The organism is Pseudomonas sp. NPDC087817, assembly GCF_044742875.1.
GTDB lineage: Bacteria > Pseudomonadota > Gammaproteobacteria > Pseudomonadales > Pseudomonadaceae > Aquipseudomonas.
The window spans coordinates 255,450-278,555 of record NZ_JBIUVJ010000003.1 but is presented as its reverse complement, the minus strand read 5'-3'; the positions used below and the strand labels follow the sequence as shown (position 1 = coordinate 278,555).

The following is a 23,106-nucleotide window of genomic DNA, read 5'->3' as shown; positions in this document are numbered from 1 at the left end:
AAAGGTAAGAACATGCAACGGAATGCTACAACTCGTTATCCCGTGCTTTTGGTACACGGCCTGTTCGGATTCGAGCGTATCGGCCATTTCGAGCTGTTTCATGAGGTCAAGGACGCTCTGAAAACAGCAGGCAGCCGAGTGTTTGTTCCCCACCTCTCCGCCACTCACGACAACGAAGTAAGAGGTGAGCAACTACTGAAGCAAATCGAAAGCGTCCTGAGAGGCACAGGAGCCGCCAAAGTCAACCTCATCGGACACAGTCAGGGAGCATTGGCCGCTCGCTATGCTGCGGCGCTTGCGCCACACAGCGTGGCCTCGGTGACATCGGTCAGTGGCCCGAACCACGGCTCGGAACTGGCTGACTTCCTGCGCAAGGCGCTGGTGCCGGGCCGACTGCCGGAAGTTGTGGCGCAAAACGTGGCGACACTGTTCGCTGATTTCATTTCGCTGGTCAGTGGTAGCCCCACCCTGCCGCAGAACGCCTTGGCGGCACTCAATGCACTGACAACCGAGGGCGTGGGTGCCTTCAACGACAGGTTTCCGCAAGGCCTGCCCCACACGTGGGGCGGGCAAGGTGCCGCACAGGTCAATGGTGTGCGCTATTACTCCTGGAGCGGCGTCCTGCCTGCAACAGGCCTGCCATCATTCGACCCGATTCAAGGCGCCTGTCAGGCGCTCTCGCAATATTTCATGACCGAAGGGGATCAGAATGACGGCTTCGTCGGGCGCTTCAGCTCGCATTTGGGCCAGGTTATCCGTTCCGACTATCCGCTGGACCACTTGAGCACTCTGCGCCGCAGTGCCGGCACCGTCGCCAGCCTGCTCGACCCGATTGCGCTTTACGTCGAACATGCCGCGCGCCTGCGAGCAGTGAATCTCTGAACAGGCTGCTGACAAACGAACGGAACTTTGCCGAGAATTCGCCCACTGAATCCGGTAGGCTCCGCACTTTACTGAAATAGATTGGAGAGTTTTCCCATGGCTAAAGCCACTGCCCGCCACATCCTGGTTTCCAGCGAAGACAAGTGCAACGAACTCAAGGCCCAGATCGAAGGCGGAGCTGATTTCGCCGAAGTTGCCAAGGCCAACTCCACCTGCCCGTCCAGCCGTCAGGGCGGTGATCTGGGCTCGTTCGGTCCTGGCCAGATGGTCAAGGAATTCGACACTGTCGTGTTCAGCGCGCCAATCAACGTCGTGCAAGGCCCGGTGAAGACCCAGTTCGGTTATCACCTGCTGGAAGTCACCAGCCGTCAGGACTGATCCATCGTCTGATTGCTGTGCCAACGGCCCGCCTTTTGGTGGGCCGTTGTATTTCAGCAACACATACGACTGGCGACTGGCGCGCCTCTCGCGTACAACTTGCGCATATCGACTACCCGTTCCAAGGCTGACAATGCGACTGGTTTTCCCCACATTGATGCTCACCGCCCTCGCCCTGCTGTCGGGCGCCGCCGGTGTGAACGCTGCACCGCAACATGCGTTGACCGTGTATGGCGAACCTGCCAGGTACCCCGCAGGCTTCAGTCACTTCGACTACACCAATCCGCAAGCCCCCAAAGGCGGGACGATGCGCCGCTCGGCGATCGAAATCGGTCACTTCGACCATGTGCTTCCTTATATAGACAAGGGCATCGGTGTCACCCAGATCGACGGCCTGCTGTATTCGCCGCTGGCCCAGCGCTCGATGGACGAGCCTTACACCGTTTACGGTCTGGTCGCACAGAAGATGGAGCGCTCGGACGACGGTCTGTCGTTGCGCTTCTTCATCAATCCCAAGGCCCGCTTCGCTGACGGCAAACCGATCACCGCCGAAGATGTGCGCTACAGCTACGACCTGTTGATGACCCAGGGCAGCCTGCGTTATCGCACTCAGTTCGCCGACGTCAAAGGTGTCGAAGTGGAAGCGCCGCTGACCGTGCGCTTCGATTTCAAAAGCAACGAAAACCGCACCCTGCCACTTGATATCGCGACCCTGCCGGTATTCCCCGAACACTGGTGGAAGAGTCGCGATTTCGCTGGCGGTGGCGGATACGAACCGCCACTGGGCAGTGGCCCCTATCGCGTCGGCAAAGTCGACTCGGGGCGCAGCATCACGTTCGAACGTAATCCCGATTGGTGGGGCAAGGATTTGCCCGTAAGCCGCGGCCTGTACAATTTCGACCACTTCAGCATCGAGTATTTCGGCGACACCGATGTTGCGCGACAAGTGCTGCGCGGCGGTGCCTATGACTACAACCGCGAGTTCTCCGCCACCGGTTATTCGATCGGCTATGACAGCCCCGCCCTGAGCGACGGCCGCCTGCAAAAGGCGCATCTGGCCACCGAAGCACCGCAATCGGCGCAAGGCTTTGTGTTCAACCTGCAAAAACCGATGTTCCAGGATCGTCGCGTGCGTCAGGCACTGGCGATGCTCTGGGATTTCGAGTGGAGCAACCGGCAGATGATGCGCAACCTGTACATCCGCCAGCAAAGCTACTTTTCCAATACCGACCTTGCGGCGCGAGAACTGCCCGATGCCCAAGAGCTGAAAATCCTTGAACCGCTGCGCGGACAGGTTCCCGACGAAGTTTTCACAAAAGTCTTCGAGGCGCCGAAAACCGATGGCAGCGGCCTGATCCGCGACAAACAATTGCAGGCTCTTGAACTGCTTGAGCAGGCCGGGTGGACACCGGATGGCGATCAACTGGTGAATGCCGAGGGCGAACCGCTGAGCTTCACCTTCCTGGTCAGTCAGAACGGCATGGACCGCCTGTTGCTGCCATATAAACGCACACTGAAACAGATCGGCATCGACCTCAATATCCGCCGCATCGACTCCTCGCAGTACGTCAACCGCTTGATGAGCCGCGACTACGACATGATCGTCACCGGCTACCCCGTCACCACCTCTCCGGGCGGCGAATTGCTCAATTACTTCGGATCGGCGTCAGCCAACGATCCGGGCGCCAACAATTACATGGTGCTGAAAAACCCGGCGGTCGACATGTTGATCAATGGCCTGATCCGCGCCTCGACCCAATCCGACATGCTGCACTACGCCCACGCGCTGGACCGGGTGCTGCAATGGAACTACTACTGGATCCCCAATTACTACCCGCCGGGCACCTCGACAGTCTGGTGGAACCGTTTCGGCATTCCGTCGGTGCAGGCCAGCAACGACGAAGCCATCGAGAGCTGGTGGGAAATAAGCAGCACGCCGCTGACCAATCAACAGATGACGGCTGAAAAAATCGCCCGTGGCAGACCCGGAGGACCACGCTGATGTGGGGTTACATACTGCGGCGCCTGCTGCTGATCATTCCGACGCTGGTGATTATTCTGCTGGTCAATTTCGTCATCATTCAAGCGGCGCCCGGTGGCCCGGTCGAGCAGGCGATCGCGCACCTGCAAGGCATTGGCGGAAGCAATGTCGGCGGCGGTTCGAGCGAAACCATGAGCGGCACATCGCGCGCCAGCCGTGGCCTTGATCCGCAACTGATCAAGGACATCGAAAAACAGTACGGCTTCGACAAACCGGCCCATGAACGCCTGTGGCTGATGCTCAAGAACTATGCGCAACTGGACTTCGGCAAGAGCTTCTTCCGTGGCGCAACGGTCACCGACCTGATCCTGGAAAAAATGCCGGTTACCATTTCCCTCGGTCTCTGGGCGACGCTGATTACCTATCTGGTTTCAATCCCGCTGGGCATCCGCAAGGCTGTACATCACGGCAGTCATTTCGATATCTGGAGCAGCACGGCGATCATCATCGGCTACGCAATGCCGGCGTTCCTGTTCGCGATGTTTCTGATCGTGGTGTTTGCCGGTGGCACTTCGCTGAACTGGTTCCCGGTGCGCGGCCTGGTCTCGGACAACTTTGAATCGCTGTCGACCCTGGGCAAGATCGCCGACTACTTCTGGCATCTGGTCTTGCCGGTGACGGCATTGGTCATCGGTGGTTTTGCGACGTTGACCATCCTCACCAAGAACTCGTTTCTCAATGAAATCACCCGCCAATACGTCGTCACTGCCCGGGCGAAAGGCTTGAGCGAGCGTCGCGTGCTTTACGGCCACGTATTCCGTAACGCCATGCTGCTGGTGGTGTCGGGTATTCCCCAGGCGTTCATCAGCGTGTTCTTCGCCGGCTCCTTGCTCATCGAAGTGATTTTCTCCCTCGACGGCCTCGGCCGCATGAGCTACGAAGCGGCAGTGTCGCGCGATTATCCGGTGGTGTTCGGCTCGCTGTTCATCTTTACCCTGTTCGGCCTGCTGATAAAACTGATCGGCGACCTGTGTTACACCCTCGTCGATCCGCGCATCGACTTCGCCGCGAGGAATGCCTGATGTTCAAGCTCTCGCCGTTGGGTCGTCGCCGCTTCGAGCGTTTCAAGAAAAACCGCCGTGGCTGGTGGTCGTTGTGGCTGTTCATCGGACTGTTTGTCGTCACGCTGGGTGGCGAGTTGATCGCCAACGACAAGCCGTTGGTGGTCAGCTACCAGGGCCAATGGTATTTCCCGGTCTTCAAACGCCACACCGAGCAGGAGTTCGGCGGGCAACTGCCGTTCCAGGCCGATTACCGCAGCGACTATGTGCAGAACCTGATCCGCAAGGACGGTGGCTGGCTGCTGTTTCCGCCGATTCCGTTCAGCGACGACACGCCGAACTATGACCTCAACAAACCGGCACCGAGCCCGCCGACTGCAGTCAACTGGCTGGGCACCGACGATCAGTCGCGGGACGTACTGGCCCGGGTGATTTTCGGCGCGCGGGTATCGATTCTGTTTGCGTTGATGCTGACGTTTGTCAGCGCCTTGATCGGTATCGCGGCCGGTGCCTTGCAGGGCTACTACGGGGGCTGGGTCGACCTGCTCGGGCAACGCCTGCTGGAAGTCTGGTCGGGATTGCCGGTGCTCTATCTGCTGATCATCCTCTCCGGTTTCGTCGAGCCGAATTTCTGGTGGCTGCTGGGGATCATGGCGTTGTTTTCCTGGCTGGCACTGGTCGACGTGGTGCGCGCCGAGTTCCTGCGCGGGCGCAATCTGGAATACGTCAAAGCCGCGCGCGCCTTGGGCCTGACTGACCGCAAAGTGATTGTCCGGCACATCCTGCCAAACGCCATGAATGCGACGTTGAGTTATTTGCCGTTCATTTTGACCGGAGCCATTTCCACGCTAACGGCGCTGGACTTCCTCGGCTTCGGCATGCCGGCCGGCAGTGCTTCACTGGGCGAACTGATCGGCCAGGGCAAACAGAACCTGCAGGCACCCTGGCTGGGGCTGACAGCGTTTTTCACTCTGGCGCTGATTCTTTCTTTACTGGTGTTCATCGGCGAAGCGTTGCGTGACGCCTTCGACCCTCGATCCTGAAGCGTAGCCATGACTGACAACCTGATTGAAATCCGAAATCTCAATGTCGCCTTCCATGGCCAGACCGTGGTGCGCGACCTGTGCCTGGATATTCGCGCCGGCGAGTGCCTGGCCCTGGTCGGCGAATCCGGTTCGGGCAAATCGGTAACTGCCCATTCGATTCTGCAATTGCTCCCCGAATCGGAAGCGCAAACCACCGGCAGCATTCGCTATCGCGGGCAGGAACTGGTCGGGGCTGCCCCCAAGGTCTTGCGCGCGCTGCGCGGTAATCGCATCGCCATGATCTTTCAGGAGCCGATGACCTCGCTCAATCCGCTGCACACCATCGAAAAGCAGATCGGTGAAACCCTGTTGCTGCACCGGGGCCTCGGTGGCAAAGCGGCGCAACAACGGATTGTTGAACTGCTTGGCCTCGTCGGCATCCAGAAACCCGAGGAACGGCTCAAGGCGTATCCGCATCAACTGTCTGGCGGACAACGGCAACGGGTGATGATCGCCATGGCACTGGCCTGCGAACCGGAGCTGTTAATCGCCGACGAGCCGACCACCGCCCTCGACGTCACCGTGCAACGCAAGATCCTGCTGCTGCTCAAATCCTTGCAACAACGCTTGGGCATGTCGCTGCTGTTGATCAGCCACGACCTCAATCTGGTGCGCAGCATTGCTCAGCGCGTCTGTGTGATGAAGGCCGGTGAGATCGTCGAGCAAGCGCCCTGCGAAACCCTGTTCACCGAACCGAAACATCCTTACAGCTGCGTTCTGCTCAACGCCGAACCCGAGGGTGAAGCCCTGCCCCGGGATGAGCGTGAAAACGTGCTTGAAGTCGATGATCTGCGGGTTGATTTCGTCGTCGGCGGCGGGCTGTTTCAACGCAAACAATACCTGCGCGCAGTGGATGGCATCAGCCTGAACATCCAGCGCGGCAAGACCCTGGGCATTGTCGGTGAATCCGGTTCAGGCAAGTCGACGCTGGGCCAGGCGATCCTGCGGCTGCTCGATTCCAAAGGCAGCATCCGCTTCCAGGGCGAAGCGCTCGATGGCCTCAACCAGAAACAGCTACGCCCGTGGCGGCGGCAGATGCAGGTGGTGTTTCAGGATCCGTTCGGCAGCCTCAGCCCGCGAATGTCGGTGGCGCAAATCATCAGCGAAGGCCTGGAAGTGCATTGCGAATCCACCGCCGATGAATGCGATGAGCAAGTGATCCGCGTACTGAAAGAAGTGGGCCTGGATCCGCAAAGCCGCCATCGCTACCCCCACGAGTTTTCCGGCGGTCAGCGCCAACGCATCGCCATCGCCCGGGCACTGGTATTGAAACCGGCGCTGATCCTGCTGGACGAACCGACTTCGGCACTCGACCGCACGGTACAAAAACAAGTGGTCGCCCTGCTCCGCCAGCTTCAGGAGAAACATGGTCTGACCTATCTGTTCATCAGTCACGACCTCGCGGTGGTCCGCGCGTTGGCGCACGACATGATCGTGATCAAGGACGGCAAAGTGGTCGAGCGCGGGGCCAGTCACGAGGTGTTTGATTCGCCGCAGCATCCGTACACCAAAGAGCTGTTGGCGGCGGCGCATCCGGGGTAGGCATAATCGGCACTCGATTTGAAACCGAGTCGCGGCCATCGCTGGCAAGCCAGCTCCCACAGGATTTTCGGTCGCTCACAGATACTGTGCTCACCAGAAAAACTGTGGGAGCTGGCTTGCCAGCGATGGCGTCGGCACTGTCAACCAAAACTGCGGATCAGCCTTCATGAACACCACCGAAAGCCTCAAGGACTACCAACGGGTTCGCACCCTGGCGATCCGCTCGTTGTTCGAGATCATCGAGCAATCGAGCGAAGGCACGGTGATTGTCGATCGCGATGCCAACATCGTCTGGATGAACGAGCGCTATGCGCGACGGTTTGGTCTGGAATCCGCCGCAGGCGCCATCGGCAAGCCGTGTGAAAGTGTGATCCCCGGCAGTCTCTTGCGCGAAGTGGTGCGCACCGGCCGGCCGATCTTGCTCGACATGCAGGACACGCCAAAAGAGCCGTTGGTGGTCATGCGTCTGCCGATTCACGACGACGCCGGCAGCGTGATCGGCGCCATCGGTTTTGCCTTGTTCGATGAGTTGCGCACCCTCTCGCCGATGCTCAAGCGTTATCTGAGCATGCAGGAAGAACTGGCGTCGACTCGTTCATTGCTGCGGGCGCGACAGACCAAATACAACTTTGCGCATTTCATCGGCACCAGCGCCGCCAGCCTCGAAGTCAAACGCCGTGCTCGGCGCAGTGCCAGCGCCGAGTCCCCGGTGTTGCTGCTCGGCGAAACCGGCACCGGCAAAGAGTTGCTGGCCCAGGCCATCCACAGCGCCTCGCCCCGGGCGCACAAAGCCTTTGTCAGCATCAACAGCGCGGCGATTCCCGAAGCCCTGCTGGAAGCGGAATTTTTTGGCACAGCGCCAGGCGCTTTCACCGGGGCCGATCGCAAGGGCCGCACCGGCAAACTGCAAATCGCTCAGGGCGGCACGTTGTTCCTCGACGAAATCGGCGACATGCCGCTACCACTGCAAAGCAAACTGCTGCGCGTGCTGCAGGAAAAGGAGTTCGAGCCTGTGGGCTCCAACGAAGTGATTCAGAGCGATGTGCGGGTGATCGCCGCCACGTCAACGGATCTGCAAGCGGCGATCAAACGCGGCGAGTTCCGCGCCGACTTGTATTACCGACTCAACGTGTTGCCGATCAATGTGCCGCCGTTACGGGACAGACTGGATGACCTGCCAGCGCTCAGCGAAGCCATTCTTGAAGAGCTGCGCAGCCAGCATGAACTGAACCGCGAAGCGCTGGCCCTGCTTGGCCAGCATGCCTGGCCGGGCAATATTCGCGAGTTGCGCAATGTGCTGGAACGGGCGGCGCTGCTCAGTGACGACCTGATGCTGACGGAAAATGACATACGCGCGGCCATTGGCACGTTTTCCCCGGTGGAGCGAACCTCGGCACCGATGGTTGAAGCGCTGACCGAAGAAACCTTCGCTCAGGCGCGGGAACGATTTGACCGGCAGTTGATTCAATCTGCCCTCGCGCAATGCGCAGGCAAGGTGCCGGAGACAGCGGCTCGACTGGGGCTTGGACGCTCGACCCTGTACAAAAAAATGGTGGCACTGGGAATCGCCGAGTCTCAATAAAGAGACTTTTCTCTCAAAAAAAAGACACCATCAAAAGCATCGCTGGCAAGCCAGCTCCCACAGGTTAATCACAGTTCCTGTGGGAGCTGGCTTGCCAGCGATGACGTCAGCAAATCAAAAAAAAATCTCTATACAGAGACAATTTAATTTTCCCGCCCTCCAGAAACCCCATTAAATCCATATATTTCAATAGCTTACCTATCTGGCACAAAACTCGCTAAGCGCTCTCCTACACCCGTTTCAACCACAAAAATAACAATTCCGGAGAGACACACCATGAGTGTGATCATTGCCCTGGCAGCCCTCGCGCTGCTGATGCTGGCGGCCTACCGTGGCTATAGCGTCATCCTTTTCGCCCCGATCGCCGCCCTCGGCGCGGTCCTGCTCACCGACCCTTCCGCCGTCGCCCCTGCCTTCACCGGGGTGTTCATGGAAAAAATGGTCGGTTTCATCAAGCTGTACTTTCCCGTGTTCCTGCTCGGCGCCGTGTTCGGCAAGTTGATCGAGCTCTCGGGGTTCTCGCGTTCGATCGTTGCGGCAGCGATTCGCCTCTTGGGCACCAAGCAGGCGATGCTGGTGATCGTCCTGGTCTGCGCCCTGCTCACCTACGGCGGCGTTTCGCTGTTTGTGGTGGTGTTCGCGGTCTACCCGTTTGCGGCAGAGATGTTTCGCCAGAGCAATATTCCCAAACGCCTGATCCCGGCCACCATCGCCCTCGGCGCGTTTTCGTTCACCATGGATGCCCTGCCCGGCACGCCGCAAATCCAGAACATCATCCCCAGCACCTTCTTCAACACCACTGCATGGGCGGCGCCGTGGCTGGGGGTGATCGGCACGATCTTCGTGTTCTGCGCCGGCATGCTGTTTCTCCAGCGCCAACGCAACAAGGCCCAGCGCGCCGGTGAAGGCTATGGCACCGAGCTGCGCAACGAACCGGAAACCGCCGAAGACCTGAAGCTGCCGAACCCATGGATTGCGCTGTCGCCCCTGCTGGCGGTGGGCATCATGAACCTGTTGTTCACCCAGTGGATTCCACAGTGGTACGGCAAGACCCACAGCCTCGCACTGCCGGGCATGGCCACACCGGTCACCACCGAAATCGCCAAACTGACGGCGATCTGGGCGGTGCAGGCGGCATTGCTGGTCGGGATTCTGATGGTGCTGGCGTTCGGCTTTCAGGCGATTCGCAGCAAACTCGCCGAGGGCAGCAAAAGTGCGGTCGGCGGTGCACTGCTGGCGGCGATGAACACCGCTTCGGAATACGGCTTCGGCGCGGTGATTGCGTCGCTGCCGGGCTTTCTGGTGCTGGCCGACTGGCTCAAGCAAATCCCCAATCCGCTGGTCAACGAGGCCATCACCGTGACGTTGCTGGCCGGTATCACCGGCTCTGCCTCGGGCGGTATGAGCATTGCGCTGGCGGCGATGTCCGAGCAGTTCATCAGCGCGGCACACGCAGCGAACATTCCGCTGGAAGTGCTGCACCGCGTGGCCGCGATGGCCAGCGGCGGCATGGACACCCTGCCGCACAACGGCGCGGTCATCACGCTGCTGGCGGTCACCGGCCTGACCCATCGCGAAGCTTATAAAGACATTTTCTGTATTACGCTGATCAAGACCCTGGCGGTTTTTGTAGTGATCGGCACTTTCTACGCCACTGGCATTGTGTGAGGCATTCATGACGACTCTTTCTGGCAAGACTGCATTGGTCACCGGCTCCACCAGCGGCATCGGTCTGGGCATTGCCCTCGTGCTGGCAAAGGCCGGGGCCAACGTGATTCTCAATGGTTTCGGCAATGCTGCCCCGGTGATTGCCGAGGTCGCGCAGTTCGGCGGCAAGGTCGGCCATCACCCGGCCGACGTCAGCGATCCGGCGCAGATCGCCGACATGGTCGACTACGCCGAGCGCGAATTTGGCGGCGTCGACATTCTGGTCAACAACGCCGGCATCCAGCATGTCGCCGCCGTTGAAGAGTTCCCGATCGAGCGCTGGGACTCGATCATCGCCATCAACCTCTCGTCGGTGTTTCACAGCACGCGCCTGAGTTTGCCGGGCATGCGCGCCAAGGGTTGGGGCCGAATCATCAATATCGCCTCCGTGCACGGTCAGGTCGGCTCAACCGGCAAGGCTGCTTACGTTGCGGCGAAACACGGGGTGATCGGCCTGACCAAAGTGGTCGGTCTGGAAACCGCGACCAGCAACGTCACCTGCAACGCGATCTGCCCGGGCTGGGTTCTGACGCCGCTGGTGCAAAAGCAGATCGACGACCGTGCTGCCACGGGTGTCGATCCACAGCAGGCGCAACACGATTTGCTGGCCGAGAAGCAGCCGTCACTGGCGTTCGTCACGCCGCAGCATCTGGGTGAACTGGTGTTGTTCCTGTGCAGCGAGGCTGGTAGTCAGGTGCGCGGGGCGGCGTGGAATATTGATGGTGGGTGGCTGGCGCAGTAAATCTTCAACTGACCCTGTGTGATCCTGACTTTGTGCGTGAATCAGATAACAAGAGGCAAACGATGTCCGACATCCTCTGGCAACCCGACGCCAACCGTATCGCCCATTCGCGCATGGACACGTTCCGGCGCTTGGTCAATCAGCGCCATTCGCTGAACCTTGAAGACTACCCTGCCCTGCACCAGTGGAGCATCGATCAGCGTGAAGCGTTCTGGCAGGCCATCGTCGATTTTTTCGGCATCAGCTTCCATACCCAACCCGACGCGGTCCTGCGTGAAGGCACGAAAATGCCCAGTGCCGAATGGTTTCCCGGCGCCACCCTGAACTTCGCCGAACACCTGTTGCGGCGGCGCGACGATGCCGTTGCGGTCATCAGCGTGGCGGAGAACGGTCAGCGCGAGCAATTGACCTGGGCCGAACTGGCCAGTCAGGTCGCAGGATTCCAAGCCAGTCTGCAAGCAGCGGGCGTTGGCCTCGGCGACCGGGTGGCGGCATGCATGCCCAATACCTGGCAGACGCTGGTGGCGATGCTGGCGACCACCAGCCTCGGAGCGATCTGGTCGTGTTCCTCTCCGGACTTCGGCACCCACGGGGTGATCGACCGCTTCGGCCAGATCGAGCCGAAGGTGCTGATCACCTGCGCCGGTTATCGTTACGCTGGCAAAGAGATCGACCAGACAACCAAGCTCAATGAAATTCTGGCGCAACTGCCGACGCTGCAACAGTTGATCATCGTGCCCTACTCGCGCCCGCAGGCTCGCGTGAAGAATTACCAGACACAGGCGGATGTCACGCTGTGGGAGGATTTTTACCAATCCGGCGGCGAGCCGCATTTCGTGCCGGTGCCGTTCGCGCATCCGCTATACGTGCTGTATTCCAGCGGCACCACCGGCGTGCCGAAATGCATCGTGCACAGCACCGGCGGTGTCCTGCTGCAACACGTCAAGGAACACGGGCTGCATGTCGACCTCGGCCCCGGCGATCGCCTGTTCTACTACACCACTTGCGGCTGGATGATGTGGAACTGGCTGGTCTCGGCGCTTGCGGTGGGCAGTGCTGTGGTGCTTTACGACGGCTCGCCGTTTCATCCGGACGAACAGCGCTTGCCGGATCTGCTTCAGGACGAACGTGTCAGTGTCTTCGGCACCAGCCCGAAATTTCTCGCGACGCTGGAGAGCAGCGGCCTCAAGCCTCGCGAAAGCCACGATCTGAGCCATCTGAAAACCTTGCTTTGCACGGGTTCGGCGCTGTCACCGCAGAGCTACGACTTCGTCTACCGCGACTTCAAACCCGACGTCTGCCTGGCCTCGATGTCCGGCGGCACCGATATCGTTTCCTGCTTCGTCAACGGCAATCCGCTGTCGGCGGTACGTCGCGGCGAAATCATGGGCAAAAGTCTGGGCATGGCGGTTGAGGTGTGGAATGACGCCGGCCAACCGCTGATCGGCGAGAAAGGCGAACTGGTTTGCACCCGGCATTTCCCGGCGATACCGATCGGTTTGTGGAACGATGCCGACGGAGAAAAACTGCGCAGATCCTATTTCAGCCTGTTCCCCGGCGTCTGGGCGCAAGGCGATTACGCCGAACAACTGCCCCACGGCGCGATGATGATTCACGGTCGATCCGACGCCGTGCTCAATCCCGGCGGCGTGCGCATTGGTACAGCGGAGATCTATCGGCAGGTGGAAAAAGTCCCGCAAGTGCTCGACAGCGTGGCGATCGGGCAGCAGTGGCAGGATGACGTACGCGTGGTGCTGTTTGTGCGGTTGCAGGATGGCGTTGCACTGGATGAACCCCTGCAGGAGCAGATCCGTCAGGTGATCCGCGCGAACACCACACCCCGTCATGTACCGGCGAAGATTGTTCAGGTCACGGATATTCCGCGCACCATCAGCGGCAAGGTCGTGGAACTGGCCGTGAGAAACGTGGTGCACGGGGAACCGGTGAAAAACACTGATGCACTGGCCAACCCGCAAGCGTTAGAACAATTTCGCGACAGAAGTGAATTGAGCTGTTGATCCTCTAGTCCATCAATCCCCACTCACCCGAGGAGGATGGCGGCAACCCGGGGCCGGCATCGTCATGCAATTTCAAACGCAACCGCAGGTTGTTTACCGAGTCCGCATGTTTGAGCGCCTCTTCCTCACTGATCACTTTCTCCACCACCAGCGCAAACAGTGCGGCATCAAACGTCTGCATGCCAAGCTCGGCAGACTTCTCCATGATGCCCTTCAACTCGGTGAATTCGTTTCGACGAATCAGATCCGTCACTGTCAGTGTACCCAGCATGACCTCGACCGCGGCCCTGCGCTGTCCGTCCAGCGTGCGCACCAACCGCTGTGAGACAAAGGCCCTCAGATTGTTGCCCAGCGCATGCAACAACTGCGGGCGACGCTCTTCGGTGAACATGTTGGTGATCCGGTCCAGCGCCTGATTGGCATTGTTTGCATGCAGCGTTGAAAGCACCAGATGCCCGGTCTCGGCAAACGCCAGCGCATGCTCCATGGTTTCGCGGTCACGAATTTCGCCGATCAGCACCACGTCCGGCGCCTGGCGCAGAGTGTTCTTCAATGCGGCGTGAAAACTGCGGGTGTCGACGCCGACTTCACGCTGGTTGATGATTGAACGTTGATGCCGGTGGATGTACTCGATCGGGTCTTCGATGGTGACGATGTGCCCGCTACTATGGCGATTGCGGTGGTCGATAAGCGCTGCCAATGATGTCGACTTACCGGAATCGGTGGCGCCGACAAACAGGATCAGGCCCTGTTTGAGCATCACGTTTTCAAGCAGTATGGCCGGCAACTTCAAATCTTCGAAACGCGGGATGTCGAGTTTGACGTTACGGATCACGATCGACACATCATTGCGCTGTTTGAAAATGTTGACCCGGAAGCGGCCAATCCCGGTACGCGAGATTGCCAGGTTCATTTCCAGATCCCGGTCGAACTCCCGGCGCTGCTCGGCGTCCATCAGTGAGGTGGCGACAGTCGCCACCTCGCCGGGTTTGAAGGGTTGCTCGCTTAGCGGCGTGAGCACGCCGTCGAACCTCGCACTGGGTGGCGCGCCCGTGGACAGAAACAGGTCCGAACCGTGCCGGCTTGCCAGTTGTTTAAGCAGTGCGTCGATTTCCATGACAAAAAGCACCCGTGAAGCTTGCAATGAACAGAGAGGGCCCGCGCCGTGACGCAAGGGGCCAAACCGCGTCTACCGAACTAGGATAGTAGACGCCGTCTCACCGACTGATGCTCAGGACTGATGTAATGAACGCTGTACCGACCACCGACGATGCCCAAGTATTGATCGCCCGAACGGATTGGAGTCGTACTCCGTTGGGCGCGTCTGGCACCTGGCCGCAGAGCTTGCGAACCGCGGTGGACATCGTGATTCACTCGCCGATGCCGATGTTGCTGCTGTGGGGTGCGGAGCTGACGCAGATCTACAACAACGGCTTTGCCCTGCTCGCCGGGAGCAAGCATCCGCACGCTTTCGGACAACCTGCGCACCAGATATGGCCAGAACTTCGAGACTTTACTGACCCGATTTACAGCGCCGTCCTACAAGGCCAGGTGCGCACCTACAGTGAGCGGCGTTTCACCTTGCAGCGTGAGGGCAAGGAATCGGATTTCTGGCTTGATCTGACTTACAGTCCGATCCGCGATGAGAGCGCGCAAGTCGCCGGGATTCTGGTGACCGCCATCGAAACCAACGAGCGCCGGCGCATCGCGCTGGAACTGCAACAACGCTCCGATGACAGCCTCAAGGCCCAGCGCGAAACCGAAGAGCGCCTGCAACTGGCGCTTGCCGCAACTGATGCAGTCGGCACCTGGGACTGGGACATCGGCGAAGATCGCTTCATTGCCGACGCCCACTTCGCCCAGTTGCACGGGATCGATCCGGCGCGCGCCGCGCAGTTGCCCATCAGCGATTACCTGCACGGCGTGCATCCCGAAGACCGCGCGCTGGTCGCCCGCAGCATCAAGCATTGCATCACTCACGGCACTGAATATGCGGAGGAATACCGCTTGTTGCTGCCTGGTGGCGAACAGCGTTGGGTGTTTGCCCGCGGGCGCTGCTACAAGGATCACCATGGCCGCCCGATGCGCTTCCTCGGTGCTGCCCTGGATCTGACCGAACGCAAACATACCGAACAGGCGTTGCGCCAAAGCCAGACCGAGCTGCAGTTGATCATCAACGCCATGCCGATCCTGATCAGTTACGTCGACCACGAAGAACGTTTTCGCCTGAACAACGCGGCGTATCTCGACTGGTACGGGCTGACTCCGCAGGAGTTGTACGGCCGCACGATTCGCGAAGTGATCGGCGAAGAGGCCTATTTTCTGCGCGCAGCGTATATCGCCGAAGCGCTGGCTGGCCGCCCCTGCTCGTTCAGCCTCTATACCCATCACCGTGACGGCAGCGCCCGGCATGCGCTGATGAATTACTTGCCGCGTCACGGCCCCGATGGCGCGGTCAACGGTTTCTACATTTTCGTGATCGACGAAACCGAACGTAAAAAGACCGAAGAAGCACTGCGCAATCTCAACGAGACCCTTGAGGAGCGAGTCAGTGCCCGCACGGATCAACTGGCGCAGGCCAATCAACGTTTGCAGAACGAGATGTTCGAGCGTGAGCGCGCCGAAGATGCGTTGCGCCATGCGCAGAAGATGGAAGCGGTCGGCCAGCTCACTGGCGGCATCGCCCATGACTTCAACAACATGCTCACCGGGATCATCGGCAGCCTCGACCTGATGCAACGCTATATCGCCAATGGTCGGGCCGACGAGATCGGCCGTTTCACCGAAGCAGCGGTGTCCTCGGCCAACCGTGCAGCCGCCCTCACTCACCGTTTACTGGCGTTTTCGCGGCGCCAGTCGCTGGATCGCAAGACCCTGAACGTCAACGAGCTGATCCATTCGCTGGAGGATCTGATCCGTCGCACCAAGGGCGATCCGATCGAACTCACCTTGCGTCTGGCCGAAGACGTGTGGCCGGTCAGCACGGATGTCAGCCAACTGGAAAATGCCCTGCTCAATCTGGTGATCAACGCCCGCGACGCCATGCCCGAGGGCGGTGAGCTGCTGATCGAGACGGCCAACGTCTATCTCGATGGCAGTGACCTTACGACGCTGGAACCGGTCAAGGCTGGCGACTACTTGATGTTGGCGGTCAGCGACAACGGCACCGGCATGACGCCTTCGGTGCGCTCCAAGGCCTTCGATCCGTTTTTCACCACCAAACCCATCGGCCAGGGCACCGGCCTCGGGTTGTCGATGATTTATGGTTTTGCCCAGCAATCCGGCGGCCATGTCAGCCTCGACAGTTTGCCGGGCCAGGGCACTTGCGTGCGCCTGTACTTGCCGCGTTTGCATGGCATCGAGCCTGAATGCCCGTCTGTCGAGCCGATCGAGCAGACGTCACCCACTGCAACAGGTGAAACCGTGGTGGTGGTCGAAGATGACCCGGCGGTGCGCATGCTGGTCACCGATCTGTTGAAGAGCCTGGGTTACCAGGCTCATGAAGCGGAAGACGCCAAGACCGCCCTGCCGCTGCTGGAATCGGATTTGCGCGTGGATCTGCTGGTCACCGACGTTGGCCTGCCGGGCATGAATGGTCGGCAACTGGCAGAGATCGCCCGCCAGCGTCGCCCGACGCTCAAAGTGCTGTTCATGACCGGGTATGCGCAGAATGCCGCCGAGCGTCAGGGCTTCCTGGAGGATGGCATGGACATGGTGGCCAAACCGTTTTCGATTGAACTGCTGGCCAGCAAGATCCGCACGATGATCAGCCAAACGCCTTGAGTTGAGGCATAATCCGCGCCCCGCCGTCACCCCGTTATCAGGTACCGCAAGATGAAAGCCCAAGCCCGCCACATTCTGGTGAAAACCGCCGAAGAGGCCGAACAGCTCAAACAACGCATTGCCAAGGGCGAAGCGTTTGATGTGCTGGCGAAGAAATACTCGACCTGCCCGTCCGGCAAGCGCGGCGGTGATCTGGGTGAAGTGCGGCCGGGGCAGATGGTCGGTGCGATTGATGCGGTGATTTTCAAGAAGCCCTTGCGCACGGTGCATGGGCCGATCAAGAGCAAGTTTGGTTATCACCTGGTGCAGGTGTTTTACCGGGATTAGGGTTGTCTTTAGGACCCCATCGCGGGCAAGCCCGCTCCCACAGGAGAACGTATTCCAATGTGGGAGCGGGCTTGCCCGCGAATCGATTGCGCAACAAGCGGCCACTCACCGCCTATTTCGGAATCAATGCCCCCGGCACTTGAATCACCCGACTGGCCAACTGATGCCCTGCCTCTGCCGCCTCGGCCGGACTGCCACCCATCAGACGGCTGGCCAGATACGCCGCACTGAACGAGTCCCCCGCCGCCGTGGTGTCCACCACCTTTTCAACCTTCTGCGCCGGCACTTCAAACGCTTCGCCATCACAGCGGATCAGGCATGCTTCGGCGCCGCGCTTGAGCACCACTTCCGGCGTGCCGATCTGCGCGTAAGCCTCGAATACCGCAGCGCAATCGGCAAAACCGAACAGTGCCTGCTCGTCATCCACCGTCAATAACGCCAGGTCTATGTGCGGAAGAACGCTGCGGTAAGCCGCCCGTGCCTCTTCCGGTGACGCCCACAAACGGGGCCGGTAGTTGTTGTCGAAGACGATCCGCGCATCGCGTTGGCGGGCTTCGATCAGGGTCTGGATCAAACGGTCGCGGCCCTGGGCACCAAGAACGGCCAGGGTGATGCCGCTGAAATACAGCACATCGTAATCCGCCAGCGCGGCCAGAATCGGTTCGGCGGCCGGCGTGGTGAAGCAATCGCGCACGGCGGCTTCGTTGCGCCAGTAGAGAAAACGCCGTTCGCCATTGGCATCGGTCTGGATGCAATACAGGCCGGGCAGCCGCCCGGGCAGGCGTTGCACCCTTTGCAGGCCGATGCCTTCGTCGGCCCAACTGGCGCACATGGCGTCGCTGAAACTGTCATCGCCCAGCGCCGTGACGTAGTCGACCTGAGCCTTGTCGCCCAAGGCGCGGGACAGGTAGACGGCGGTGTTGAGGGTATCGCCGCCAAAGCTTTGCTGCAGGCTGCCGTCGGCACGCTGCTGGAGTTCGATCATGCATTCGCCGATCAGGGCGATGCGCGGGGTGTTGGGGCCCAATGGGCTCAGGCTGGTCATCTTGTGGTGTCTCTGGTTGATCGATGGTGTCTGGTCTGGCCTCATCGCTGGCAAGCCAGCTCCCACAGGGTTTCGGTCGTTCACAAATGTTGTGTACACCAAAAAACTGTGGGAGCTGGCTTGCCAGCGATGGCCGTTACACGGTTTCGAGACTTAGAAACAGGTTTCCATGCTTTCGATCACCGACAACTGCTCGTCCACCAGCAATCCCACACGCCACTTGTCGAAGGTCAGGCACGGGTGCGAAGTGCCGAAGGAAATGATGTCGCCCACGCGCAGTTCAACCCCCGGCGCTACGGTCATGAATGCATGCTGATCCATCACCGCCGTGACCTTGCACGCACCGACATCCTCGCCCACCGCTGGCACCATTGCAGCTTTGTAACGCAACAACGGCACCGGCAGACCGGCATCGAATGCGACATCACGCTTGCCCAGGGCAATCACTGCAAACCCAGGCTCGGGAAGCGATTGCACGTGCGCCCAGACTTCCAGCGCCGGACGCAGGCCTTCGTGCAGATCGCTGCGACGGTCGAGCACGCAGCATTGCGCTTCTTTGTAGATACCATGGTCGTGCGCCACGTAGCTGCCCGGACGCAACACGCTGAGGAAGCGGCCGCCGGCATTCTGCGCTTCGAACGATTCGGCAATCAGGTCGTACCACGCCGAACCGGAAGCCGTGATGATCGGTTTGGCGATGGCAAACGCGCCGCTGTCCTGCAACTGCACGGCCAGACGCACCAGTGACGCGGCGAATTCGCGAATGCCGCTGACCGCGTGATCACCATGAATCACGCCTTCATAGCCTTCGATACCGGTCAGGGCCAGCGCCGGTTGCGCGCTGATCGCCTTGGCCAGCTCGATGACTTCCTGCTCGCTGCGGCAACCGCAACGGCCGCCGACTACGCCGTACTCGATCATCACGTTGAGCTTCACGCCGCGCGAGGCGAAGTAAGCGCCAAGATCGGCGACGTTGTCCGGGTGATCGACCATGCAATAGAAATCAAACGTCGGGGCGGCGAGCAGATCGGCAATCAGCGCCATGTTCGGTGTGCCGACCAATTGGTTGGCCATCAGCACCCGCCGTACACCGTGGGCGTAAGCAGCGCGGGTCTGGGTGGCGCTGGCGAGGGTGATGCCCCACGCGCCGGCGTCGAGCTGACGCTTGAACAGTGCCGGGGTCATGCTGGTCTTGCCGTGAGGCGCGAGTTCGGCGCCGCTGTCGCTGACGAACTTCTGCATCCAGCGAATGTTGTGCTCCAGTGCTTCGCGGTGCAGCACCAGCGCCGGCAGGCTGACGTCACGCACCAGGTGCGCGCCGATGGCGGCGTCGCCCTTTTCCACAGCAGTATTGATGGCAGTCGTCATGGTCAAACTCCTCGCGTTCATTCGCGGCCGCAGGCAGTCGCGATTATTCGTTGATCCGCCGGGCGAGGCTGTTGGCGCTCTCGATCAGTACCCGGCGATAGTCGTTGTAATTGTTCTTCGCATCGGCCCGTGGAGCGACGATGCACAGGGTGCAGATGGCCACGCCGTAAAGGTCTTTGACCGGGGCGGCGAAGCAATGGGTGAAGGTGTCGGCGACGCTGTCGAAAGAAAAGAATCCGTCGATGCCGGCCTGACGGATTTCCGCCAGAAAGCGTTCCAGCGGCAAGCGTTCGCCGTCGGGCAGGATGTAGTCGTCTTCGTCGATCAGGTCGATGATCTGCTGGTCGCTCAAATGCGCCAGCAACAGGCGCCCGGAGGCGGTCCACGGGATCGGCGCGTTTTCGCCGATGTCGGAAGAAATGCGGAAATGCCGCTCGCCCTCCTTCATCAACGCCACCGTGTATTTGCGCCCGTTGAGCAGGCACATCTGCGCGGTCTCGCGGGTCTGGCTGACGATCTCCTGCAAAGCGTGATCGGCCTCGCGACTGAGGTCGAAATGACGCAAATGCGCCTGCCCGAGGAAATACAACTGACGGCCGAGATAGACGTGACCGTCCTTGCCCACCGGTTCCAGAATCCGCCGTTCCAGCAAGGAAGCGACCAGTTCGTAGACCGTGGATTTCGGGCTGCCGATACCGTTGGCGATGTCGTTGGGACGCAGCGGCTGGCCGATTTCCTTGAGGAAATCGAGGATATCGAACGCCCGGTCCAGACCACGGGCCCGGCGCTTGATGGTGTCTTCGGTCATGTCAGTGGTTCCCATAAAAGTTGCCGGGATGGTAACGGGCTCGTGAAGTTGTGTCAGTTGGATCGTCACCCTCACCCCCCGCCCTCTCCCAGGGGGAGAGGGAGCCTGACCGTATCGATGCATGACTAGCTGACAAACGCTGGAGTCTGCATCGATAGAGATCAGTCCCCTCTCCCTCCGGGAGAGGGTTAGGGTGAGGGAGAGCCTTTGACTCAAGCCTTCTTCTTGTACGCAATGCAATCAATCTCGACCTTGCAGTCGACCATCATGCTCGCCTGCACACAGGCCCGCGCCGGGGCGTGTTCCGGTTTGAAGTATTCGCCAAACACCTTGTTGAAGCTGCTGAAATCCCGCGGATCATCCAGCCACACTCCGGCACGCACCACGTCTTCCAGGCCATAACCGGCCTCTTCGAGAATCGCGATAAGGTTCTTCATGGTCTGGTGGGTCTGCTCGACGATGCCGCCAATAATGATCTCGCCATCCACCGCCGGCACCTGCCCGGACACATGCAGCCAGCCATCCGCTTCAACAGCGCGGGCGAAAGGACGTGGCTGACCACCAGCGGCGGTGCTGCCGGTGCCGTAACGCGTAATGCTCATGGGTATTTCTCCTGATTACAAAACGAAAAATTAAAACCGCGTGCTTTTCAGAAACTCAGCCAGACGCGGCGATTGCGGGCGATCGAACAGTTCCTTGGGAGGCCCCTGCTCTTCGATGCGCCCCTGATTCATGAAAACGATCTTGTCCGAAACCTCGAAGGCGAAACGCATTTCGTGGGTCACCAGCAGCATGGTCATGCCGTCTTCGGCGAGGCCCTTGATCACGTTGAGCACTTCGCCGACCAGTTCCGGGTCGAGGGCTGAGGTCACTTCGTCAAAGAGCATCAGGCTCGGGTTCATCGCAATCGCCCGGGCAATCGCCACGCGCTGTTGCTGACCACCGGACAGCTGGCCGGGAAAATGATTACGGCGTTCCAGCAGACCAACCCGCTCCAGCCATTTCTCGGCCAGTACCACGGCTTCGTCCTTGTGCATTTTCTTCACCTTGAGCAGGCCCAACGTGACGTTCTGCAACGCCGTCAAATGCGGGAACAGGTTGAATTGCTGAAACGCCATGCCGGTCATCGCACGATGGCGGGCGATGACTTTTTCGCCATGGCGTACGCGTTTGCCGTTGACCTCGTCGTAGCCGATGGACTCGCCGTCGAGCAGGATCTGCCCGCCCTGGAACTCTTCAAGCATGTTCACGCAGCGCAGCAGCGTGGTCTTGCCGGAGCCACTGGAACCGATCAGCGTCACCACGTTGCCGCGTTGCATGCTGAGGTCGACGCCTTTGAGTACTTCGACCGCGCCGTACTGTTTGTGCAGGCCACGAATGTCCAGCAGTGGCTGGCCGTTTGGAACGTTGGAAACTTGAGCTTCAGTCATGGCAAGGCCACCCGCTTTTCAATGTGCCGGCCGAGTAACTCGATGCCGTAGTTGATGACGAAGAACAGAAAACCGGCGAACAGATAGAACTCCAGGGTCATGAAGGTTCGGGCGATGATCTGTTGGGTGCTGAGGAGCAATTCGGCGACGCCGATCACCGAAAGCAAGGTCGAGGCCTTGACGATCTCGGTGGACGAGTTGACCCACGTTGGCAGGATCTGCCGCAGTGCCTGAGGCAACAGCACGTAGCCAAGGGATTGATAAAACGTCAGGCCGATGGCCTTGCTGGCTTCCATTTGCCCACGAGGCAAGGCTTGCAAAGCCCCGCGCACAATCTCGGCAACGTGCGAGCCGCAGAACAGCGTCAGGCCTAAAGCGCCGGCCTGAAACGCGCTGATCTGCCAACCCAGCGCCGGCGCCATATAGAAGCACGCGAGCACCAGTACAAACACCGGGGTGCCGCGAATCAGGTCAACGTAAAAGCGAAACGGCGCGCGCATCCAGAACCTGCCGTAAGTCAGCACCAGACCGGTGACGACACCGAGCAGCGTGCCGAACAGAATTGCCAGCGCCGACACCTGCACACTGGTCAAAAAACCTTGCAGCAGCGTTTCCCGCGCCACCCACAACTCATGCAACCAACTAGGTGATTGGTACATCGCAGCCTCCTATCGGCGGATCGCCAGTCGCTGCTCGAGGTAACGCAGCAGCATGGCAATGAGGTAACAGGCCGCGACATAGAGCGCCGTGGTCACCAGCCAGGTTTCGATCACCCGGTAGCTCTCGACATTGATCTTGCGCGCGTAATAGGTCAGCTCCGGCACCGCAATCGCGGCCGCCAGCGAGGTGTCCTTGAACAGCGAGATGAAGTTGTTCGACAACGCCGGCAACACATTGCGCAGCATCACCGGCACGGTGACGTAGGCCTTGACCTGCCACTCGCCCAGACCAATCGCCAACCCGGCTTCGCGCTGGCCCTTGGGAATGCTGAGCAAACCGCCACGAAACACCTCCGTCAGGTACGCCCCGGCATACAGAGACAGGGTGATGATGAACGACGGAATCTTGTCCAGCCGGATCCCCAGGCTCGGCAACGCAAAGTAGATCAACAGAATCAACACCAGAATCGGCGTGTTACGGATCACCGTGACGTACACCGAGGCCAGCACCCGCAGGGCGCGATGCTTTGACAGCAAGGCAAACGCCATCAGCAGGCCGATCACGCAGCCGATGGCGATCGACACCAGCGCCAGTTCAAGACCCAGACCGAGCCCCGCCAGCAAGGTGTCGAAATCGCGCCACACGGCGGCAAAGTTCAACTGATAGTTCATGGTCAGCAGTACCTTGAGCGGGGCGATGGGCTCGCC

20 protein-coding genes are annotated in these 23,106 nt (G+C 60.1%); 12 read left to right on the top strand and 8 right to left on the bottom strand.

Annotated features, from left to right (window positions below):
• Positions 1-12: 12 nt before the first annotated feature.
• The 10 genes from ACIONG_RS04890 (at position 13) to ACIONG_RS04845 (ending at position 12,978) form a co-directional block, all read left to right on the top strand.
• A complete protein-coding gene (locus ACIONG_RS04890; protein ID WP_103302469.1) occupies positions 13-882 on the top strand; it encodes a triacylglycerol lipase in 870 nt (289 codons plus the stop codon).
• A gap of 96 nt (positions 883-978) precedes the next feature.
• Positions 979-1,260: a peptidylprolyl isomerase gene (locus tag ACIONG_RS04885; RefSeq protein ID WP_007912303.1), complete on the top strand. Its 282-nt coding sequence runs from the start codon at positions 979-981 to the stop codon at positions 1,258-1,260.
• 133 nt (positions 1,261-1,393) lie between these two features.
• The gene (locus ACIONG_RS04880; protein ID WP_401297107.1) at positions 1,394-3,262 is read left to right on the top strand and encodes an extracellular solute-binding protein; all 1,869 of its coding nucleotides are present in this window, start codon (positions 1,394-1,396) and stop codon (positions 3,260-3,262) included.
• Entirely contained in the window at positions 3,262-4,323 is a 1,062-nt protein-coding gene (locus tag ACIONG_RS04875; protein WP_103302333.1) for a microcin C ABC transporter permease YejB, read from the top strand. Before ACIONG_RS04880 ends, ACIONG_RS04875 begins: the two co-directional genes overlap by 1 nt.
• Complete coding sequence (locus ACIONG_RS04870; protein ID WP_103302334.1) at positions 4,323-5,345, top strand: ABC transporter permease; 1,023 nt, start codon at positions 4,323-4,325, stop codon at positions 5,343-5,345. Before ACIONG_RS04875 ends, ACIONG_RS04870 begins: the two co-directional genes overlap by 1 nt.
• 9 nt (positions 5,346-5,354) lie before the next feature.
• Positions 5,355-6,929, top strand: a complete 1,575-nt coding sequence (locus ACIONG_RS04865; protein ID WP_401297105.1) for an ABC transporter ATP-binding protein — start codon at positions 5,355-5,357, stop codon at positions 6,927-6,929.
• 166 nt (positions 6,930-7,095) lie between these two features.
• Positions 7,096-8,511: a sigma-54-dependent Fis family transcriptional regulator gene (locus tag ACIONG_RS04860; protein ID WP_212809133.1), complete on the top strand. Its 1,416-nt coding sequence runs from the start codon at positions 7,096-7,098 to the stop codon at positions 8,509-8,511.
• A 276-nt stretch (positions 8,512-8,787) separates the two neighbouring features.
• Positions 8,788-10,179 (top strand): GntP family permease, encoded by a 1,392-nt coding sequence (locus tag ACIONG_RS04855; protein ID WP_401297102.1) that lies wholly within the window; start codon positions 8,788-8,790, stop codon positions 10,177-10,179.
• A 7-nt stretch (positions 10,180-10,186) separates the two neighbouring features.
• Positions 10,187-10,960, top strand: a complete 774-nt coding sequence (gene hbdH / locus ACIONG_RS04850) for a 3-hydroxybutyrate dehydrogenase (protein ID WP_401297101.1) — start codon at positions 10,187-10,189, stop codon at positions 10,958-10,960.
• 62 nt (positions 10,961-11,022) lie between these two features.
• Positions 11,023-12,978, top strand: a complete 1,956-nt coding sequence (locus tag ACIONG_RS04845; RefSeq protein WP_401297099.1) for an acetoacetate--CoA ligase — start codon at positions 11,023-11,025, stop codon at positions 12,976-12,978.
• Between the two features lie 4 nt (positions 12,979-12,982).
• Here ACIONG_RS04845 and ACIONG_RS04840 read toward each other — a convergent pair whose 3' ends face one another.
• On the bottom strand, positions 12,983-14,095 hold the full coding sequence (locus ACIONG_RS04840) for a PilT/PilU family type 4a pilus ATPase (protein WP_401297097.1): 1,113 nt from the start codon (positions 14,093-14,095) through the stop codon (positions 12,983-12,985).
• A 128-nt stretch (positions 14,096-14,223) separates the two neighbouring features.
• Here ACIONG_RS04840 and ACIONG_RS04835 point away from each other — a divergent pair, with 128 nt between their 5' ends.
• Together ACIONG_RS04835 and ACIONG_RS04830 are read left to right on the top strand one after the other, a co-directional pair.
• The gene (locus ACIONG_RS04835; RefSeq protein ID WP_315448133.1) at positions 14,224-16,761 is read left to right on the top strand and encodes a PAS domain-containing protein; all 2,538 of its coding nucleotides are present in this window, start codon (positions 14,224-14,226) and stop codon (positions 16,759-16,761) included.
• Between the two features lie 51 nt (positions 16,762-16,812).
• Complete coding sequence (locus ACIONG_RS04830; RefSeq protein ID WP_025112520.1) at positions 16,813-17,088, top strand: peptidylprolyl isomerase; 276 nt, start codon at positions 16,813-16,815, stop codon at positions 17,086-17,088.
• A gap of 112 nt (positions 17,089-17,200) precedes the next feature.
• On the opposite strand, the gene ACIONG_RS04825 is transcribed toward ACIONG_RS04830, so the two are convergent.
• The 7 genes from ACIONG_RS04825 to ACIONG_RS04795 all read right to left on the bottom strand — a co-directional run bounded on the left by ACIONG_RS04825 (position 17,201) and on the right by ACIONG_RS04795 (position 23,070).
• The gene (locus tag ACIONG_RS04825; RefSeq protein WP_212809137.1) at positions 17,201-18,133 is read right to left on the bottom strand and encodes a sugar kinase; all 933 of its coding nucleotides are present in this window, start codon (positions 18,131-18,133) and stop codon (positions 17,201-17,203) included.
• A gap of 153 nt (positions 18,134-18,286) precedes the next feature.
• Positions 18,287-19,501, bottom strand: coding sequence for an amino acid deaminase (locus ACIONG_RS04820; protein ID WP_401297094.1), 1,215 nt, complete (start codon positions 19,499-19,501; stop codon positions 18,287-18,289).
• Between the two features lie 43 nt (positions 19,502-19,544).
• Positions 19,545-20,309 (bottom strand): IclR family transcriptional regulator, encoded by a 765-nt coding sequence (locus ACIONG_RS04815; protein WP_103302343.1) that lies wholly within the window; start codon positions 20,307-20,309, stop codon positions 19,545-19,547.
• Positions 20,310-20,521: 212 nt separating this feature from the next.
• Entirely contained in the window at positions 20,522-20,911 is a 390-nt protein-coding gene (locus ACIONG_RS04810; protein ID WP_103302344.1) for a RidA family protein, read from the bottom strand.
• Positions 20,912-20,941: 30 nt separating this feature from the next.
• Positions 20,942-21,739 carry an amino acid ABC transporter ATP-binding protein gene (locus ACIONG_RS04805; protein ID WP_401297091.1) on the bottom strand — a complete coding sequence of 266 codons (798 nt, stop codon included), beginning with the start codon at positions 21,737-21,739 and terminating at the stop codon, positions 20,942-20,944.
• Positions 21,736-22,398 carry an amino acid ABC transporter permease gene (locus ACIONG_RS04800; RefSeq protein WP_103302346.1) on the bottom strand — a complete coding sequence of 221 codons (663 nt, stop codon included), beginning with the start codon at positions 22,396-22,398 and terminating at the stop codon, positions 21,736-21,738. Before ACIONG_RS04800 ends, ACIONG_RS04805 begins: the two co-directional genes overlap by 4 nt.
• 9 nt (positions 22,399-22,407) lie before the next feature.
• Positions 22,408-23,070: an amino acid ABC transporter permease gene (locus ACIONG_RS04795; protein ID WP_059405928.1), complete on the bottom strand. Its 663-nt coding sequence runs from the start codon at positions 23,068-23,070 to the stop codon at positions 22,408-22,410.
• Positions 23,071-23,106: the final 36 nt, after the last annotated feature.

Coding starts and splice junctions, on each gene's coding strand:
- ACIONG_RS04890 (WP_103302469.1), top strand. CDS start 13: ATGCAACGGAATGCTACAACTCGTTATCCCGTGCTTTTGGTACACGGC.
- ACIONG_RS04885 (WP_007912303.1), top strand. CDS start 979: ATGGCTAAAGCCACTGCCCGCCACATCCTGGTTTCCAGCGAAGACAAG.
- ACIONG_RS04880 (WP_401297107.1), top strand. CDS start 1,394: ATGCGACTGGTTTTCCCCACATTGATGCTCACCGCCCTCGCCCTGCTG.
- ACIONG_RS04875 (WP_103302333.1), top strand. CDS start 3,262: ATGTGGGGTTACATACTGCGGCGCCTGCTGCTGATCATTCCGACGCTG.
- ACIONG_RS04870 (WP_103302334.1), top strand. CDS start 4,323: ATGTTCAAGCTCTCGCCGTTGGGTCGTCGCCGCTTCGAGCGTTTCAAG.
- ACIONG_RS04865 (WP_401297105.1), top strand. CDS start 5,355: ATGACTGACAACCTGATTGAAATCCGAAATCTCAATGTCGCCTTCCAT.
- ACIONG_RS04860 (WP_212809133.1), top strand. CDS start 7,096: ATGAACACCACCGAAAGCCTCAAGGACTACCAACGGGTTCGCACCCTG.
- ACIONG_RS04855 (WP_401297102.1), top strand. CDS start 8,788: ATGAGTGTGATCATTGCCCTGGCAGCCCTCGCGCTGCTGATGCTGGCG.
- hbdH (WP_401297101.1), top strand. CDS start 10,187: ATGACGACTCTTTCTGGCAAGACTGCATTGGTCACCGGCTCCACCAGC.
- ACIONG_RS04845 (WP_401297099.1), top strand. CDS start 11,023: ATGTCCGACATCCTCTGGCAACCCGACGCCAACCGTATCGCCCATTCG.
- ACIONG_RS04840 (WP_401297097.1), bottom strand. CDS start 14,095: ATGGAAATCGACGCACTGCTTAAACAACTGGCAAGCCGGCACGGTTCG.
- ACIONG_RS04835 (WP_315448133.1), top strand. CDS start 14,224: ATGAACGCTGTACCGACCACCGACGATGCCCAAGTATTGATCGCCCGA.
- ACIONG_RS04830 (WP_025112520.1), top strand. CDS start 16,813: ATGAAAGCCCAAGCCCGCCACATTCTGGTGAAAACCGCCGAAGAGGCC.
- ACIONG_RS04825 (WP_212809137.1), bottom strand. CDS start 18,133: ATGACCAGCCTGAGCCCATTGGGCCCCAACACCCCGCGCATCGCCCTG.
- ACIONG_RS04820 (WP_401297094.1), bottom strand. CDS start 19,501: ATGACGACTGCCATCAATACTGCTGTGGAAAAGGGCGACGCCGCCATC.
- ACIONG_RS04815 (WP_103302343.1), bottom strand. CDS start 20,309: ATGACCGAAGACACCATCAAGCGCCGGGCCCGTGGTCTGGACCGGGCG.
- ACIONG_RS04810 (WP_103302344.1), bottom strand. CDS start 20,911: ATGAGCATTACGCGTTACGGCACCGGCAGCACCGCCGCTGGTGGTCAG.
- ACIONG_RS04805 (WP_401297091.1), bottom strand. CDS start 21,739: ATGACTGAAGCTCAAGTTTCCAACGTTCCAAACGGCCAGCCACTGCTG.
- ACIONG_RS04800 (WP_103302346.1), bottom strand. CDS start 22,398: ATGTACCAATCACCTAGTTGGTTGCATGAGTTGTGGGTGGCGCGGGAA.
- ACIONG_RS04795 (WP_059405928.1), bottom strand. CDS start 23,070: ATGAACTATCAGTTGAACTTTGCCGCCGTGTGGCGCGATTTCGACACC.